At 43.4% G+C, this 17,600-nt stretch carries 14 protein-coding genes; all 14 read right to left on the minus strand.

Annotated elements, in window-relative coordinates:
- Nucleotides 1-241: 241 nt before the first annotated feature.
- Nucleotides 242-2,707, minus strand: coding sequence for a WD40/YVTN/BNR-like repeat-containing protein (locus tag ACEYW6_RS32920; protein WP_412983099.1), 2,466 nt, complete (start codon nt 2,705-2,707; stop codon nt 242-244).
- 138 nt (nt 2,708-2,845) lie between these two features.
- Complete coding sequence (locus tag ACEYW6_RS32925; protein ID WP_412983100.1) at nt 2,846-3,880, minus strand: hypothetical protein; 1,035 nt, start codon at nt 3,878-3,880, stop codon at nt 2,846-2,848.
- 95 nt (nt 3,881-3,975) lie between these two features.
- Entirely contained in the window at nt 3,976-6,105 is a 2,130-nt protein-coding gene (locus ACEYW6_RS32930; RefSeq protein WP_412983101.1) for a hypothetical protein, read from the minus strand.
- A gap of 25 nt (nt 6,106-6,130) precedes the next feature.
- The gene (locus ACEYW6_RS32935; protein ID WP_412983102.1) at nt 6,131-8,245 is read right to left on the minus strand and encodes a phage tail protein; all 2,115 of its coding nucleotides are present in this window, start codon (nt 8,243-8,245) and stop codon (nt 6,131-6,133) included.
- 19 nt (nt 8,246-8,264) lie between these two features.
- Nucleotides 8,265-10,376, minus strand: coding sequence for a baseplate J/gp47 family protein (locus ACEYW6_RS32940; RefSeq protein ID WP_412983103.1), 2,112 nt, complete (start codon nt 10,374-10,376; stop codon nt 8,265-8,267).
- Between the two features lie 8 nt (nt 10,377-10,384).
- Complete coding sequence (locus tag ACEYW6_RS32945) at nt 10,385-10,804, minus strand: GPW/gp25 family protein (protein ID WP_412983104.1); 420 nt, start codon at nt 10,802-10,804, stop codon at nt 10,385-10,387.
- A gap of 10 nt (nt 10,805-10,814) precedes the next feature.
- Nucleotides 10,815-11,270: a PAAR domain-containing protein gene (locus ACEYW6_RS32950; RefSeq protein ID WP_412983105.1), complete on the minus strand. Its 456-nt coding sequence runs from the start codon at nt 11,268-11,270 to the stop codon at nt 10,815-10,817.
- A gap of 10 nt (nt 11,271-11,280) precedes the next feature.
- A complete protein-coding gene (locus tag ACEYW6_RS32955; protein WP_412983106.1) occupies nt 11,281-12,852 on the minus strand; it encodes a phage baseplate assembly protein V in 1,572 nt (523 codons plus the stop codon).
- A gap of 9 nt (nt 12,853-12,861) precedes the next feature.
- A complete protein-coding gene (locus ACEYW6_RS32960; protein WP_412983107.1) occupies nt 12,862-13,488 on the minus strand; it encodes a CIS tube protein in 627 nt (208 codons plus the stop codon).
- A 5-nt stretch (nt 13,489-13,493) separates the two neighbouring features.
- Nucleotides 13,494-14,633 carry a DUF4157 domain-containing protein gene (locus ACEYW6_RS32965; RefSeq protein ID WP_412983108.1) on the minus strand — a complete coding sequence of 380 codons (1,140 nt, stop codon included), beginning with the start codon at nt 14,631-14,633 and terminating at the stop codon, nt 13,494-13,496.
- A gap of 5 nt (nt 14,634-14,638) precedes the next feature.
- Nucleotides 14,639-14,788, minus strand: a complete 150-nt coding sequence (locus ACEYW6_RS32970) for a DUF6760 family protein (protein WP_412983109.1) — start codon at nt 14,786-14,788, stop codon at nt 14,639-14,641.
- The gene (locus ACEYW6_RS32975) at nt 14,785-15,162 is read right to left on the minus strand and encodes a phage tail assembly protein (protein WP_412983110.1); all 378 of its coding nucleotides are present in this window, start codon (nt 15,160-15,162) and stop codon (nt 14,785-14,787) included. The genes ACEYW6_RS32970 and ACEYW6_RS32975 overlap by 4 nt, the downstream gene beginning before the upstream one ends.
- A 33-nt stretch (nt 15,163-15,195) precedes the next feature.
- The gene (locus ACEYW6_RS32980) at nt 15,196-15,621 is read right to left on the minus strand and encodes a phage tail protein (RefSeq protein ID WP_412983111.1); all 426 of its coding nucleotides are present in this window, start codon (nt 15,619-15,621) and stop codon (nt 15,196-15,198) included.
- Between the two features lie 43 nt (nt 15,622-15,664).
- Nucleotides 15,665-17,089 (minus strand): phage tail sheath family protein, encoded by a 1,425-nt coding sequence (locus tag ACEYW6_RS32985; RefSeq protein WP_412983112.1) that lies wholly within the window; start codon nt 17,087-17,089, stop codon nt 15,665-15,667.
- Nucleotides 17,090-17,600: the final 511 nt, after the last annotated feature.

Consider the following 17,600-nt stretch of genomic DNA (forward strand, 5'->3'; position numbering starts at 1 on the left):
ACTGCTGGAATTCAGGTATATTAGTCATTTTGGCAGTTTTTGACTCTTCTTTTTTCAGGCTTTGTGAGAAATCCGGGGTAAGCTTTTTCTACCTCCAAAAATTTTTAGGATAACTTTACATGATCTCTTCGGAGGCGAGCGCTAGACTTTACTATTACTGCACTCTCTAGCATTAAAAGCTGTAGCCCTTGTTGTGTAAAGCTTAGAGCTTTTCTTAGTGCCATTCCCTTATGACAATCGTTTAGCTCAAATCTATTTTGAACATACCTCGGCCATGAGTTGCAGCAATGAGAGTTTCACCCATCCAGAACAGATCATCTACAGAACAATTGGTTGGTCCTTCGTTGGTAGGAGACCAACTTACACCACCATCTTCACTAGCAAATACACCAACTTCAGTACCTAGGTAGACGAGATAAGAGTTTTGAGGATGAATGGTGAGAGCACGCACTGGGGCTTCAGGTAATAAGTTGCCAATATTTATCCAGGTTAGTCCTCCATCAGTTGTTTTCCAAACATTGCCTCTGCTGTAACCCCCATAGGTAATGTAAACAATATTGTGGTTACGAGCGTCAATTGTAATCTGAGTACAAAATCGATTAATCGGGAGTGGACTAACGCCTGGAACGCTGCTGTTGATTTTCTGCCAGTTCGGATTAGAACTTACTCCATCCATCGATTTATATATAGCACCATCAGCGTGCCCTACCCAAATTATGTTGTCATTACCTCTGGCAACAGCGATCGCACTAATTGGTTGACTAACAGCACTACCACTTTTAATAGCTAACCACATTGGACCTGTGCTATTGGTATTGGTATTGGGTGCCTTAGCATTGTTAGTGCGCCAGAGAGACATACCTCCCGCTAAGATTCTGCCAGGATTATTGGAATCCAAGATAAAGGGAGCAATAAACAACGTCTTGGAATTGTAGGCATCATCAATTCGATAGGGAGGATTTTTCCATGTCCATTGACTTCCATTCCAGTACTGTCCACTAATGTATTCCGAACTCTGCCCTCCATCGCTGCTTCGGTGGATGTTCAAGAATACATATTCACCATAAAAATAGCACTCGTCGATGGGATCTGCTGCACACCAGCCTCCATCGCCTCCAAACATTTCTGTCCACTTCTCAGAATTTCCTGTGAAACATAACGTTCCGTTGTCTTGAGCCCCACCAATGATCACACCTGTGCGTGAATTAGCTGCGCCAGCATAGAATTGGGTGATCCCAAAAGTGTTGTTGAGTTCAATCCAGCCTCTTTTATAAGCTGCTGAACCAAATGACATATCTGGAGAATAGCCTACGTTATAAACATCGTTAGTTTTGTAGATACCCCCATCATTACCGAAGAAAACAACCCTATTAGCTGCGCCATCGAATTGAGGATGTGCAACGATGCAATGGTGATCTGCATGGGCTGACTCAGGAAAAGCCCACCAGGTACTAATCTGGCTTAGCGTATTTCCGCCGTCTTGACTTTTCCAGAGATCTATCCCTCCAACAAGCACAAAATTCGGATTAGTTGGGTCGCCAGCCCAGATGACGTTGTCGTACCAGCCCTGGTCTCCAAGATAAAAAACGGGTTGGCTATTAATAGCACTTCGACCGCCTCTCTTGGAATACGTCCTGCCACCATCAGTTGAGCGCCAAATTTCTCCTCGTCTTCTTTGCAGAGAAGCATAGACGATGGATGGATTTGCTGCCGCATAGGTAACTTCAACTCGCCCATTCCCCCATATTTCAGTGGCAGTAGCCGTTTGCCAAGTTAAACCACCGTCTGTACTGTAGTAAGCTCGCCCATTGTCTCGGCTACCCGCGATCGCCTGATTATTGTCTGCAGGATGAAAGTCAATATCTGCAATATCACCCAGTAGTGTCTGAGTCCAAGTTGTTCTATTGGGATGGTCACTACGAAAAATACCATTACGTCCGACAGCCAGCAAGACGCTGCCATCAGCAGAGAGAGAGAGCCGATTGACCCATTGAAACTCGTCACCCGTCGTGGAGGGTAACTGCTGCCAGGTCACACCGTCAACCGTTCTGAAAATGCCCGCGCCCCGAACGCTGTCCACCGCAAAAAATCCCTCACCTGTTCCGGCATAGATAATATTCGGATTGGTAGGATCTATGACCATACAGCACACAGCTAGGTTGGCCATAAGATCATCAACAGGATTCCAACTTTCTCCACCATCATCAGTTCGCCATATTCCTCCACCCACACTACCTGCCCATATCGTATTAGGTTTGGTCGGATGGATGATGATTGATCGCGTGCGTCCCCCAATGTTGCCAGGCCCTAGTGGAATCCAGGTTTTTTGTTGAAGTCCGGCTAGTGGAGATGGTGGAGGCGTTTGACCTAATGCCTGAGGAATAACCTGCGAACCTGTTGGAATACCAGCTATTGGAGCTGGCGTTGTCTGTTGAGTGCGGATCTCGTTCAGTTGATTTAAAGCATTGGCTAGAGCATTTGCAGGAATTACTCCCTGTTCATTAACTTCGGTTAGCCTCCGAAAAGCCGCTCTCTCTCTTGCTGAATCAGGGTATTCCAACCGACGCATTACTCGCCGCCAAACTGCTTCAGGAAGTTGTCGAATATCCTGTTCGTTCATTCCTCGCGTCAGGCGGAGCTGCTCTATCTGCCAAGTAGTCAATTCTTGTTCTTGAGGTACTGAATTTTCAGAATTACTGTAAACCATAACCCTTTTCCAAAAACAGCAATTATATTTTCAAGTCACTACTATGAAAGAGGTGAAACATAGCTTCATAAAATCTGGGTATTCAATAAGTAAATTACTCGACATTATTCATCTTGGTGTAACTTTAATTATTGTTAATTATTGTGGTAATGGTGGAGGATTTCGAGTAGGCTGCTCTTGCAGAAGATGTTCCCAAAGCAACTTATCGGAACTTAAATCTTTAGCTTTCAATACACTTCGCAATAAAGTTACACCCTGAGCTGTTGAATCAACTTCTTTGTTAACGAGATAGTAAATCTTAGAATTAAAAATTGATGCTGCTTGAGTGCCAACTTCATAATTTAACTTTGCAAGAAGATGTCCAGTTTCGGCTGGAAATATCCACCAAAGTTGTTTCTGACCGGAACGTAGCTGCTTAGGCACATCAGGATACACTAAAATGTAGCATCCATCAGGAGTAACATACGAAACCAGTGCCTTACCTCTGGCTAGCTCGACAACCTTTTCACCCCTGTGGTTAGCCGATCTGCCGCGCTTCCTCAGTTGAAGCACTTGTTGCCCTTGAGACTCCTCCCACACCAGTACAGCCAAGTTTTGACCAGCAATCCACCAGGCAGAGCCAAACTGCTCGTCAATAGATGCCTCTTTTGGCTGTACAGTCGTGCGCTCTGTTGAGGGAAGCATCTCAACCTTCCCAGACTTCAAATCAACACGAACGGTGCCCCTGTCTTCTCTTGTTGATTGCTGTAAAATATACGCTGGTGGATTCGCTCCTCCTCGATAGCGACTGTGGGCTTGCCAATCTAAGAAAAGATCGTCTTTAGAGGCATGAACCTTGAAACTAAAATCTTCATCGTTAGGTGGTTGCACAGATACCCAGTCGGGAAAAACAATTGGCTCTGACAGCAAGAGCAAGCTACCTTTTCGCTCCGTATCCAGCTTAGCGATCGCAAATGCATTGGATTGCTCAGGTAACATTTTTTGCGCTGCTAACCAATTGGTTGTAGCCAACAAAGGATAGGACGCTTCGCTAGTTGTCCAAAGCGTTCTACCATTGCTTAAATCAATTGCATCAATACCGCTAGTCACATTAGCAACATATCCAATCTTGCCACTAGGTTCAGCGACACCTCTTGGCAAGAACAATGGTTGAATTAGTTCTGGCTTGGACATATCAAAGGGGCAAGCCTTGAAAATATAGATTTAAATATGAACCTATATTGAAGTTCTACATTAATCCTATAATTAAATAGGATTAATTAAGTGGATTATGGCTTTTTATCCTCAAAGTTGATCGCCGATGGAGAAGGTATGGAGCTAAACCTCAGTATTGGTGGCTCTGGTATTGCGTTCTGTAATATTACACTTTGGGGAGCAGGAGAACTTACAGGCTCGATCGGTTGAGCAGAGGTCGAAGGAGACGTTTCCTGAACCATTGAAGCTGCTTGAGGAGCCGCAGGACTTCCAGAAACTGACATTCCCATAGGTTCGCCAAAAGCAGTCCAGCCCTTATCGACAACTGGAGTAAAGTGTTCCATTCCTTGACGGACTCCTGCGACAAAATAGTCAAACTCGTAGTTACCCTCGCCCTGCCATAACTCTCTGACAGTGAAGCCACGTTCAGATTGAGCTACAACAGCTAAACCTTTAGAATCAGCAGAACGAGGAGTTAATTGGATAGTAATTGTTTCCGAATTAACTACGAGGGTAAAATGCTCTGGAAATTCAATTTCTGCTTGCCCATTTACCAGTCGTGATTTTCCACGTATATAGGCAGCCGCTTCGGGTCCTTCTATACACGCATAAATTATGTTTTTGTTTTCATCATGCGGGTGAGCCATGACAAAGTTTTTTGCACCATTCCCTTGAAGATAGAGTTTTTGATTGCCTGCTGAGTCGTTAACTAGAATGTTCCCATCATTGTTAACAGTAGTACCGATATAAACTACTTCTTTTCCAGCCGAATTGCGTATACTGACAAAACCGAATTGATCGGCAAAAAGTTGTTTACAAATAATTCTTCCATCACCAATCAGAGTTGTATTTCGATTGCCACTGGAATCAAATAGTCCAAGCCAACCTGCTGTATCTCCTTGAAGACGATCAATTTGAACTGCTGCTTTACTATCTGCAAAATTAGATACAAGAGAACCTATAGTTCCTTCACCACCTAGAATAAGTCTTCCATCGCCGATCAAAGTAGCATTACGTTGACCACTGGAGTTGAATAGTCCGAGCCAACCTGCTGCTTCTCCTTGAAGTAGAGCAGTTTGTACTGCTGGAGTATTGTTTGAGAATGTTTTGGTAATCCAACCGCTAGTGTTAACAGAACCGAACTGATCGGCAAAAATTGAACTTGAACTAATATATCCTTCTGTAGTAATACCACTTTCGTGTAATCGAACTTTTTCATTACCATCAGTACCAAAGAGCATCACTATTCCGCTTTCACCACCATTGGCGAATAGTTCAATAGTTGCTCTTTCGCCAGTCTTGTTATAAAGGCGAAGTAAACCCGCTCCCTCATCAGAGGATTGAAAAGCACCAATGCCTTTATCCTCTGCATTTTTAATGAGAATACTTCCCGCACCACTAGTGGTATCCAGTTGAATTGCGTGCTGTCCGTTGGGATTGATAAGAGTTAGATAAGTATTTTTCTGTTCGCGGGCAAAGAGTTGAAGTGCTGGTTGACCCAAGATGTTCGCCTGAAGTCCACTGCCGTCAACGGGTAAAAGAACTGTATCAATAGTTTCCTCAACTCCGCCATCATCCTTTATAGCTCGGCGAAAACGCAGTTCTCCAATTTCTTCTCCAATCAAGCGACGGCGAAACGATAAGTTAGGGTCTTTTTCTTTAAGCTCTGCAAGTTTGCCAGTCGCATCGACAACAATAATTGCCAAAATAATCGAAGTGCCGTTATCTTCGTATGCTCCTATTCCAGTAACAGGTTGCAAGCGAATCCAGGGTACTTGTTCAAATCGTCCACCAGCTGTACCACCCTCCGCTCGCAAACGCTCTGAGAACTGAATTGTTAGGTACAGAGTTTGACTACTGAATCGAGAATCAATATTTAGTTGAACTGGTACATTGCTTTGTACCTCGTTATCGGATTGATTGATGCGAACATCACCTCGTCCATTCGTTGCCAAGGCAAACAATCTTCCCTGCTTGTCAATAGCGACTCCAGGTTCAATTGTTATGCTAGGGCTACCAATCGTGCCAGTGGCTCCTAAACCTCTCGCAATTCCCCAATCGTGTAGATTGGCATGATGCATACGTGCATTTGGCGCATGATAGTCGTTAAAGTCCTGCCAATGATGACGATTAGTATCAGGAAAGTCGTTACCAGCAGGAGGAGGCTCAAAATACCGGTTCCTTTTCGTTGATTCGTATGACATTGTTCTCTCCTATAAAAAATCAAGGTTAGAAATCTCTAACCCAAGAGGTTTGTGCAGGTTTCTGATTTTCAATTATTTTTTCAATGTCCTTTCGAATTCGATTCATCTCATTAGTTGGTGTAAATCGTTCCTGTGAAAATAAGATAGTCACACCAAACTCCTGGGCTCGATTTCGCCACTCTCGCTTTGATTCATCATTCCACTCCCCTTGGTCGGTAATAATTAGTTTTTTACGACGGTCAAAGACTATTTTGGTAGGATTGACCAATCTAGTTTCATTTGAAATCTTAGTAATACTAGGTGGGTTTTGAGACAAATCGACCCGATATAGTGCCGGAGATTCGGCTTTAGTCCGATTACTACTATTATTGTCTACAGGTAGCAGCCGCGCTCCCGTATCGCAGACAAGTAATGACTGTGGGCTTTCAAAGATGATGCCTGTAGGAAAAATTAATGGATTTTTTTCTGGAGGCACTGATTCTAGTAGTAAAATTGTTGACCAACCATTATTGGGATCAACTCGAACTAAGTCAGCAGGGCGAGGATTTGTAAGAGCACCACTTTTAGGTTCTCTAGCATCAGCTACGATATACCTTCCCATTGAATCAGAGGTTATGGCCAATGGCTCAATAACATCAGCTAAAGAATGAGACTCTATTGGGCTGTCATCGACAATTACAATTTTGGTTGCAGCAACAGGATTGAGATTAGGATCATCACCTCGGTCTAAAACAACAAATTGCTCAGTCCCATTTAGAATCATATCGACAGGATAGCCAACAGGGATAGGAACTGCAGGAGATGGAGAAGATATATCTATATCATTCGAGCTTGCGTAATTATAGTTAGGGAGTAAAAAGCGATAGATTTTTGGGATGCCATTGTTGATATCTAGAACACTATATTGATCTCGGCTATCTACCGTTACTGCTGTAGGAAAAACTAAAGGGGGGCCTGAATGAATAGGTTGTGGGCTTGGCAAACGAGGAGGAACAGTAGAAATTTGATAATTCAATTCCCCATTGCTAGTAACTGCCCATAAGGCAGGAGGTATAGTTTGTCCCGCTCTATCTCGTTCTAAATCACTACCTTTATCAGCAACAATATAATTATTTTTACTATCTACAGCGATCGCTGTCGGATGAATCAGAGCCGTGATTACATGGTTTTCAGGGCGCCCATCAGCTTTTGGAAATGTAACGGTAGTTGTATATGCCACAGTATGTAACTGTGCTGAGCCATCTTCTAAAAAGGTAGTGCGAAATATAGCTTCTCCTTCATCAAGCACAATCCGAGGTTTTGCCTTAGTAGCATATAAGTTTAGATAGGCTAACAATCCTTTCTTCAATCCCCGTTGCTGATAAATTTGAACAATTTTAGAGATGAACTTCCGCTGTCCATATTCGCTCCAATTTGGTTGCAGTTCTAGCGACACCCATGAGGCTAACCAAGGCAAGAATTCAGTAGGAGAACACCAAGGATTAAAAAGCTGGGAAATCTGATCTAGCGTAGCTTCTAAGGATTTATATTGGCGTTGACCTCTTCCTAAAGTGATTGGTAAGTCAGTCAGAGCCATCCCATAACTATTCTTCAATGCAGTGTTGAGAATGACAAAATCATCGATGAGCTGAGCGACAATAGCATCTTCACGCTTTGTTTCTTGAATGATCTCGATTGTTGTTCCCCGCTCTAGCCCGGTTTTGTTATCTACTCTAAAGGTAGTCTGCCCTGGAGCTAAATCAGCGATGCGAATCTTGCTTCCTGCAAGACCAGCAGGATCGGTTAAAGGAGTTATAGGAATAATTACATCTTCTTCAACCCAAGCGATTTGTATTCGCTCTGAGGCTCCATCAATTGCTACAATATCGCCAGTACGAAAACGACCTGCATCGGCAGCACTGGCGATCGTAATTCTTTTTGATTGGGCACTAACAATTGTTGATTCGACTCTTACTATACGAATATCTAGCGCTACAGTTAAAGCGTCGTCTTTATAAGTGATGGGAGTTTCATCGCCATCAATTCCTGTTAGAATTTTTTCATAAATGAAAAGCATTCGTCCTAGGAACTGTGATGGATCGTTTTCCTCTGACCATAGAGTAGGAGGAAGATAATTGACGTAACTGCTAATTCCCAGCATAGGCATTCTTTATCCCAGCTTATCTAGCCAATGTTGTTATTGTAATATCGCCCTTGTTAGAACCATTACAGATCATTTCATAATCTGCTAATTGCACCCAAATTCCCGGTGTTGAAGCATTGATCGGCCGACCTAGAGCTAGAGGCTGATATAAGGGGATCGCTGCTTGCAGCTTTAAATCAGAGATAAAGCCAATATCAGAATTAAGACGAATAAATTCAAGTAGACCAGGAATTACAATCTCTTGACCGATCTCCCATCCTGTACCGTCTACATTACCCCAAAGAGGGTGCAGGAACTTACTGATTTTATTAAAGATTTCATCTTTCACCTGCTCAGTAGATGTCAATTTAAGGTCAATTGCACTTTGCCAAACTGTAACACTAACAAAAACTCTGATTGGCAAATACCGAGGACCTATCACCCCTAGTGACGTTGTGATAGGACGACGATCATCAAGGTAATCAGATACTTCTTGAAGTAGCTCATCTGAAGGCATCGGATAAGAATTTTCGAGAGTCGCATCTGGAATAATAATCACATTAATATTTCCAAGAGATCGATTTAATCCGCCATACATCCAGGGATCTCCTACCTTCAAATCTGCTCCAGGTGGAATAAGATCTCCATCTGCAATTTGTCGAGGTGGTAAACACCGCACTTTTTTTACCTTAGTTGATGGTTCCCGCGCCAAATATTCATAGTCCTCAACAGTGATAGCTCGGTTGCGGTTTCGCAGAAAATCGGACGCACGTCGTTTGGTTTCCTCAATATCTTCCTCATCTCTTCCTCCAGTTGCTGCTCCTGGATTTGTGAAAGATGCAATACCACTTATGAGTGTGCGAGGAACTTTAATAGTGTCAGCAGTAACATTGCCTTTAGAACCGATAGCAGGTAAATAGCGATATTTTAATACCACGATCTCACTACTATCAGGAGGAATTCTTCCATTTCCTACCTGGCTACCTTTAGGGCGATTTCCAAAGTAAATGGTGCCACTTACGGGATTCACTTGGTAACAGGGTATATCCCCTTCTGGAAAATCCTCAACCTGAGTCCAACGTCGCGCTGGCTCAAATCCTCCCCCCAGTTGAGATTCTTTTACTTGAACCTCAAGATGAGCGTAGGGATTTTTTAGACCAGTTTGCTTATATAACGGTGCATTTTTAAGTTCAAACGTTTGAAAAGGCTTCCCATTACTGATGTATGTTTCTATCTGAGTCACAGTTAAAGCGTTTGTTGCTGGGACAGAGTTGAACAGAATATACTCAAACCCAAGCGTTAATGTTTGATCTGAAGAGTTTTCAACTTTAAGACCTAACCAATAGTGTTTTTGGTTTATAGCCTTCCCATCTGCCGTAATACCCGTCCAATCTTCAGGATTTTGACTTTGCCAATCAGTTTCAAGCTTTAGGGACACAATTCCATTTCTTTGTAATCCATTAGTCTCATTTTGAACAATGCTAGGATTCTTACTCCAACTACTAGGTAAGTCTGTTTCATTATTGGGATAAATCCAGCTAGCCCGCACGCCTGATAATCCTGTTTTAATAGCTTGAGAAAAGCGACAAATTAAATTGAGTTGTTCGGTACTTTGAGCATCGAATCCCAGGGTAACAACAATTTGTTCGCCTGTAGGAATTGTGATGGTAATTCCTGATAAAGGTTGATCTACAATGTTTGAGGTGATGTTTTTATATTTATTTTGCTGAATTAACAAAACATTAGTTAGATTAATTGGTAAGACTGTCAATTCTCGATCGGTTTCAAAGACAATTCCATCTTCATTTGCAGTGGGTAGTGTAGAGTATTGGCTTCCTGCAGGTACAATAACCGGAGTACTATTTGCAGTGCGAAATGTCAAAACTGTAGTTGCAGGGATCACTGGGTCACGAGTAATACCCAAAAGGTTTAAAAACTCAATATAATTCTTTTCTGGAACGCGATTGAGCCGATAGATCATCCCTTCGACAATCCAGGCAAAGAGTTCAATCAAGGCAATACCTAGATCGCTAGGATTATGATCTGTCCATTCTGGGGCATAGACTGGGATCAAAGCCTTGGCTTGTTCAACAATATCTCGCCAAGTGCGATCGTCTAAGTTCGGGGGTTCAATGCGTCCTCTAGCCATAACTCACCCTAAGCCTGCTCTAAATAAAATGGATAAACTAAGTTTTGCACCTCATAGGTTGCCTTGATGCGGTAGCGAATACTAATACTTAAAACATTGGTATCACGTTCTTCCCGATTATTTTGATCTGTAATGTAATCATTCCTTACACTTACCTCTTCCACGATAATGCGAGGTTCCCAAGTTCTTAGAGATTCTTCAACATAGAAACGCGCCAAGTTTGCCGTTGCTTTTGTATTAGGGGCAAAAATTAGGCTTTTTAGATTACAACCAAATGTCGGTCGCATTAAGCGTTCACCTTGCTGAGTCCCTAAAATCATGTAAATAGATTCTTTGATCTTTTGTTCTTGATCCGAGACTTCAACACCACCGCGAGAATTTTTACGCAGTGGAAAGGCTAAACCTTGACCTAAAAAGTCTGTCGCCATAATCCTACTCCTATCCACCAATGAAAACAGTACACTCTTTTTCAACGCTAACTTTAGCATTGAAAATTTCTTGGGCTGTTCCTGGAGATGGAGGAGTACTGTAATCCCACGTTTTTGCCGTGTCATTATGCCGAGCGGCAGGTTTGCCATTAATAAAGACACTTGAACTGCCTTGAGCGATCGTTCCAGTGTTATTAATTACTGATGTTAGTATTGTCCCCACACTCGTAACATCAGTTTGGCTTGCAGGTGGTATAGAATTAGTTGCATTACTGCCAACTACAGCTATAAATTGGCCCATTGCTCGGACGTTTTGGCTAAGCTGCTGCCTGATTAAACCTTCATAACGGAAAGGAACAGTAACAGGATTAGGAGGTGGAGAACCAGGAGGTTGAACCCAGACTTTACTTTGGTTTGTAGCATCTGAAATAACTTTGTCTCCTTGAGTTGCAGCTTTTTGTGACATATTAAGTCTCCTAAGGATTCAAATCAATTTTTTGGCCTGGTCCTGACTTAATCACTACATCTCCTTTTGCTTCGATGATAATATTTCCACTCGAAGAAGCCATTGTAATAGCTGACCCTGACTTATCTTGTAAGACCAACTTCTCATTTCCGGGTGTCTCATCTAGCAAAATTTGCATTCCCGATTTGGTTCTAATAACTTTTTTCTCATTCATGCCTGCATTCCGATCTGGGGGATTATTGGTAATATTCCACAAAGCTCCCAGTACATAAGGCTTATTGATGTCACCTCGATCAAATGCTACTAAAACCTGATCCCCCACATCAGGCAAAAAATAAGTTCCCTTATCCAGAGTAGCGATCGCCGCCCAACAGCTTAGGTTCGCGTCACAGAGATGAGGCAATGAAATCTGTACCCGTCCCAAGCCTTGGGGATCGAGATTATTCTTTACTTCACCAACAACTACCCCTCTGATACTTTCCTGCCGATTCGGTGAAGGTGTTTCAGCAATATTATTGCGTAAACTTTGCAGGAGATTTGTATGATACTGTTGCGACACTTCAAACTGAGTCAAATAGCCGCCCTGGTTGATAGTATGAGTGACCCTGCTCAGGGTGTATTTTCCACTAAATCGTTTGCCTACGCCCCGGATCTCAATCATGTCACCTGCTCGGAGGGTGGGTAATCCCATACAACTGCCAGAGCCTTCATAAAGTCCCTGGAGGAGTTGCTTTAACACAGATTTGGCTAAAACAGCCGCCTCAATCGGATTCTCCAGGTTCGGTTGATGAATGACCCGTTTACCAAAACTAACAAGCTGCTCGACAAAAGTACTACCTAGCTGTTCAATCAGATTATCCAGGTCGTTCCCAAGAGCGATCACCGGTAGGATTGCTACAATCTGCTGGGCTAACTCCTGGTTGTAACCCCGAATTTCTTGAATGCCAACCTGTCTAGAGGTTGAGAGTCGAGGATTGAAGCTGATTAAGTTTTTGCCCCACTCCAAAACCACCAGTTCAGTTTGGGGACGCGGAAAGCGAAAGTAGAGCTTATCCCAATGCACAAACACCTGGAAGAAATTACGGTCTGCCATTTCCTTCAGAAGCGTCCAATCGCTGCCACCTTGCTGCACAGAACAACGAGGCGGCATCGGAGCTGGATCGACCACTGGAATTAGCAAATTTTCAGCAGCGATCTGAGCAGCGATTAAGCTATCGTTCATGAATTTGAACGTAGTGCGTTGAGGAGTATTGTGTCGCAGCCGGTGGGACTTGTCGTAAGCCGTAAGCGTCAGGGCAGGGGCACCACTCTGAGGAAACGATGGACTGATGGCAACAATCTCCCCTAGCATCATGGGCTGTAGATCGTTGACATATCCCATGTATAATTCGACAGTTTTACCAACATCGAATAACGCAGAGTCCGTAAATTGCTGATTGGCATTATTTAGCCGTAGCGTAAACATGTCGGCAGTTTCAATATTGTTGTCGTAGGTGAGATCGAGAATGGCACGAGTCACATCAGCTTCCAGGGTTAACCCCTGAATCTTGACGACAAAATCTGGAACGTAGAACGACTGCATATGACGCTTTCACCTCCCTTGCGTTCTGGAATCGGGAATGATGATTGAGCTTCCTGCCCTGAGCTTTCGCGGATTCTCAATATTATTTGCCTCAGCTAACCTACGCCAGTCTTCCGGATTCCCGATTGTCTCACCAGCCAGTTTGCTGAGCGTATTTCCCTCAACAATGTTTTTAACTGTGGGTGAGCCGATCAAGAAACCGCGCTGGATCTCAAAATTAACCTCTTCATATTCCCTGAAGGTAACTGTAAGTGTAGCTCGTGCAGGTGTTCCATCTCTCAGAAACATAGTGAAGCGCTGTCCTACACTCTCTAAGACACACTTAAAATTAAAGCTTCCCCACGAAAAGAGCAAAATGGGAGGGGCTTGGGTGCGACGATCTTGATTGAGTAAGGTTGTCAGGCGTTGAGTCTGGGCTCGAACATCAACTTCCTGCTCAAACGAGTCGAAAAACAACTCCATCTTTAGGGTACGGGCATTGCCTCTAATGTACTGAATCGGCGGGGTTCGCAGCCCTGGAATGCCAATTTCGGCAAAAGAGTTACTCACATCCAAGGAATATTCTCCTGGGTTAAACCTAACCGAGATAGCTTCACCCGTTTGCAGGTTCCGAATAGTTGCTTTTTCCAGTGCCATTTGTTCTAACTCCCACGTTCAAATTCTGTCCGCAAGCATTGCCTTAAATCTTGATAAACTTCGTCTTTAATCAACTTCAGTTGCAGTTCTGACGGTGGGGCAACAGAGTTCGTCAACTGCGGAGTAAAGGGAGGCAAACCAATGTCTCTCTCGCTGAGGGCAGCCTTTGGCATTGGTGAAGACTGGGCAATGTCCCTTACCTGTGGGATAGGGGGTTGCGGTGTCCTTAGTGAACTGTCCATAAAACTATCAACGTCAGGGTTAAATCCAACTGATTTTGTGTGTTCTGGATACCCTTGTTGCGCTGAAATGTAGCGAAAGACCTTGCGTTCGTTGGCGAGTGCCTCTGTTTCTGCGATCGCAGAATTTTCCGAGGTAGACAACATATCTTGCCGCCTGAATTGTTCTAAATGCGTCACTTCGTGCCCTAACAGAGCTAATTCCATCATCTTACGGGGATCGTACTTGCCGATCCGAAACAAAATCTTATCGGGATAGGTGAGAGCATCCGCATGATATTTTTGGACTAGCGAGTCAGATAGGGTGTTGGCATAAACTCTAACACCAGGAACACGGATGTTTAAAATACGAGACAAAAACCCTTGAACCGACGATTCTAGAATCTGAAAATTGCTTTGATTGACTTTCAACTCCAGCTCCTTGATTTCGTTTATTGATTTATTGCTAGATACGATTGGGGAGTTCAAGGAATTAGAGTGTGTAACACCTGTTAATGATTTGCTGCTATATCTGATTGCTGGATCTAAAGACTTGGCTTTTGCAACTTCAGGGGAAAGGTCAAGCGATACATTAGGGGCGGCTGCATCCGTTGAAGCCAATTCCAAGGACTGATAGGTCAACTCAAGCGGCTTAGCCCTGGCAAACTTTAGGGGATTATCCTGGAATGATCGCTTCGGCATCCAGCCCCTTGCTCCAATTGTTTGAACAAATCCTCTTACAGTTGCGGTCGAGGATTCCGTTTTTTCATCTGCAAGATGTTTGGTTTGCAAGGCTTTGGCAAACTGTAGTTGTTGCTGATTCAGGATTCGCCGCTGTTCCAATGCTAGAGCAAACTGTCGCCTTAAACGATGAGAGAGGAAATCAGCGAGATCCTGTGATAAATCTTCTGCATCTTGATTTGACATAATTTTTACCTTATCCCTGACTGTTTACTTGCTATCAACCTAGAGATTTCTTGCACCCATTCTCGTCGCTCCCGATGTTCCATATTCATGAGCTGTTCATAAGACCAGTGCAGATGAAAGGCGATATAGGCTACCTCCTGACGGAGCAGATTCAAGGGGTAGCAGAGAATTCCCCCAGCGTTTCAGGTGCCGCTTCAAAAGCTTGTTGACAGTGGGGACAAATCATCTTGAGCGATCGCGTTCCGTTTTCATTAACACGGTTGTAAAACTTCTGTAAATAATTTAAGTCCGATGCAAATAAGCATTCAATAATTTTGGGATTAATAACTTCCAGCGAACCTAGACTGGTAATCACTCGTGACAACAAAATAATCACTAAATAGGCCGAATTCGACTGCACTCGTGGGTCTTTCAACGGCAAAATTTCATCAGCGGCTGTAGCCAACCGCATCACACCCCGACGATGTAAATTTCCTTCTTGATCCACATAGCCTTTAGGGAGGATAAACTCAAATTCTGTCTGTAGCATTGGTTGTTTCCTTACACTAAGACGTAATGTGTCTTATGCCCGCTCCAATCTTTCACAACTAATGGTCAAGTTATCAATAGCTACATCATTTCCTTTGGCGCTCAAATCTGGTGCATCATACTTGCTGGGCCAAGCACCAAAGAAGTTCCACCGTATTTTCTCAATACCTATATCATCTAGCACAATAATGGAGCCATTCTTTCGTTGAATTTGTCCATTGATAGCTGACAAGTGCCAATCGTATAGATCGCGCGAGTCAGTCAATCCCCATTTCAGCATCAGGTCAGGATAGCTCGACTTCCCAGGCAGTTTGTATACCGTAGTAGAATCGCCACCTTCACGATATTCAATCACCTCTACATTGGAACCAAAACCACTACATTCGGTAAAGCCGGCTTGAGTAATTCCATCAATTTCGACTAGAAAACGAAAGTTTTTATAAGGATTGGATCTCGGCATAGCTGTTCCTCATTTTGACGCTCGATCAGAAAATTTTGATAAACTAACCCCCAGTTATTTGTTGAATTCGGAAGACAACAAACTCGGCTGGCTTAACAATGGCCACACCAATTTCTGTGACGACTTCTCCTCGCTCTCGCACATCCGATGGGTTTGTCTCTGCATTGCAACGCACAAAGAAAGCCTGCTTAGGAGTATCTCCAAACAATGCTCCATCCCGCCATTGTCCCAATAGGAAATCGCTCACATTGCGGGTTATACGTTGCCATAATGCAGGGCTGTTCGGCTCAAATACGGCAAATTGAGTTCCCTGATCGATGGATTCACGCAAGAAGTTATACAGGCGACGAGTGCTGATATATTTGTACTCGCCATTTGCATCTCCACGAATTGTTCTTGCTCCCCAAACTCGGATATTGCCATTTAAAGAACGAATTACATTTACACCCTGAGGGTTCAGTCCTTCCTGTTGCGCTTGACTAATATTGTATTTCAATCCCAGCGCACCATATATAGGCTCATTAGCAGGTGCTTTGAAAACGCCTCGTTCTTTGTCTACTCGGGCATATATTCCAGCAATATGTCCGCCGGGTGGAACATATTTCAGCCCATCACCTGTTGGATTTTGAGCCTTAGTCGCAGAGTCAAAAACTTGAATCCACGGGAAATAAAAAGCGGCATAATCTGACTTATCAGGCAATATATTGTTAGCAGATAAAGGATTTAATTTAGTCAAGTCTAGTTGCCCAGTATTTTCAATTAACTCTGGACAATCTAAAACCGCAATTCGATCTTTGGTTTTGACTGCACAATGAGTTACAAGTGCGCTGCGAATTCCTGAATCGATCAGCCCTGGGGCTGCAACAATAGCAATCTCGTCAATAGGTTCAAAACTTCTTGCTAGGAAATCATCTCTAATGTCACTATCTTGTTTAGCTCTCACCACATAACAACGGGAACCGCCGTTATTAAAGAATCCATAGACCGCATGGGTTAGGGTATTTTGCTTTGAATCTGTTGCTGAGAAGTCTCCAAAATATTTCTTGTAATCGTCGAAGGATGTACATAGCTTAGGCTCACCAGCACCGACTACTATTTTTCGAGTAATTATATAATCACCTTCAATTTTCTGCCCTGCTCCAGGAGCAGAAGTTAGGTCTACTTTTGAAATCCGATTTGCATCATCATTCGTAAGAGTTGCGTCAGTTACGAGATTACCATTTACTCGTATTGTAAATTTCCCAGTAGTTGTATCAACAGGATAATCCGATTGTGGTAAGTTGAAACTCGTCTTACTTCCATCTCCAACATCAATAGTCTTTTTAGATACTGATTCCAGAGAAATTATGAAGTTATCTGGTATTACTCCAATAAAACCTGCGGTACTTGTCCCAACTCCAGCAATGGGACGAGCAAGGGGAGGAACTTCTTCAACATAAACACCGGGGGCAAGATAGGGACCTGGCATAACTTCACTTCCTTTTGCTTATGTATTGCGGACAAATTAGGTTAGTTTCACATCATAATTACTGCCATTAGGAGCAGGAACTATGATGTTAAAATTTTGGGTTGTTGTATTGACCAGGATGTCGGTTCCCGCCGCCCCGGAAGAGGGCGATATCAACAATGCCTTGGTCGTTGGGGCAGGCGTCCGGATAAGCGAATGCGTGGTTTGGGTTCCAGATGTCTGGTTCGTCAATGATGTTTTTTGAGTTCTCGTCGAGCCGAACAACCCTTACGTAGGGGAACGGGCGAGAATTACCCATCCCGTTAGCTGACCACATGAAGCCAATCATGCCCTTAGCTACCCATGCACCTGTAATCCGTGGATCGCATCGGCTAAGCCAGTCGTTTCCATCGGGACACCGGGTACTATAATCACCAGCTTGCCATGAGATCCTATTACAGCACTTGCGTCTATTATGAGGTACACTAGATTAAAATATAAATACTTTTAAATGAAGTCTTACTCTGTCGAT

It is taken from the genome of Nostoc sp. UIC 10607 (genome assembly GCF_047228265.1).
Lineage (GTDB): Bacteria > Cyanobacteriota > Cyanobacteriia > Cyanobacteriales > Nostocaceae > Nostoc > Nostoc foliaceum_A.

Coding starts and splice junctions, on each gene's coding strand:
- ACEYW6_RS32920 (WP_412983099.1), bottom strand. CDS start 2,707: ATGGTTTACAGTAATTCTGAAAATTCAGTACCTCAAGAACAAGAATTG.
- ACEYW6_RS32925 (WP_412983100.1), bottom strand. CDS start 3,880: ATGTCCAAGCCAGAACTAATTCAACCATTGTTCTTGCCAAGAGGTGTC.
- ACEYW6_RS32930 (WP_412983101.1), bottom strand. CDS start 6,105: ATGTCATACGAATCAACGAAAAGGAACCGGTATTTTGAGCCTCCTCCT.
- ACEYW6_RS32935 (WP_412983102.1), bottom strand. CDS start 8,245: ATGCTGGGAATTAGCAGTTACGTCAATTATCTTCCTCCTACTCTATGG.
- ACEYW6_RS32940 (WP_412983103.1), bottom strand. CDS start 10,376: ATGGCTAGAGGACGCATTGAACCCCCGAACTTAGACGATCGCACTTGG.
- ACEYW6_RS32945 (WP_412983104.1), bottom strand. CDS start 10,804: ATGGCGACAGACTTTTTAGGTCAAGGTTTAGCCTTTCCACTGCGTAAA.
- ACEYW6_RS32950 (WP_412983105.1), bottom strand. CDS start 11,270: ATGTCACAAAAAGCTGCAACTCAAGGAGACAAAGTTATTTCAGATGCT.
- ACEYW6_RS32955 (WP_412983106.1), bottom strand. CDS start 12,852: ATGCAGTCGTTCTACGTTCCAGATTTTGTCGTCAAGATTCAGGGGTTA.
- ACEYW6_RS32960 (WP_412983107.1), bottom strand. CDS start 13,488: ATGGCACTGGAAAAAGCAACTATTCGGAACCTGCAAACGGGTGAAGCT.
- ACEYW6_RS32965 (WP_412983108.1), bottom strand. CDS start 14,633: ATGTCAAATCAAGATGCAGAAGATTTATCACAGGATCTCGCTGATTTC.
- ACEYW6_RS32975 (WP_412983110.1), bottom strand. CDS start 15,162: ATGCTACAGACAGAATTTGAGTTTATCCTCCCTAAAGGCTATGTGGAT.
- ACEYW6_RS32980 (WP_412983111.1), bottom strand. CDS start 15,621: ATGCCGAGATCCAATCCTTATAAAAACTTTCGTTTTCTAGTCGAAATT.
- ACEYW6_RS32985 (WP_412983112.1), bottom strand. CDS start 17,089: ATGCCAGGTCCCTATCTTGCCCCCGGTGTTTATGTTGAAGAAGTTCCT.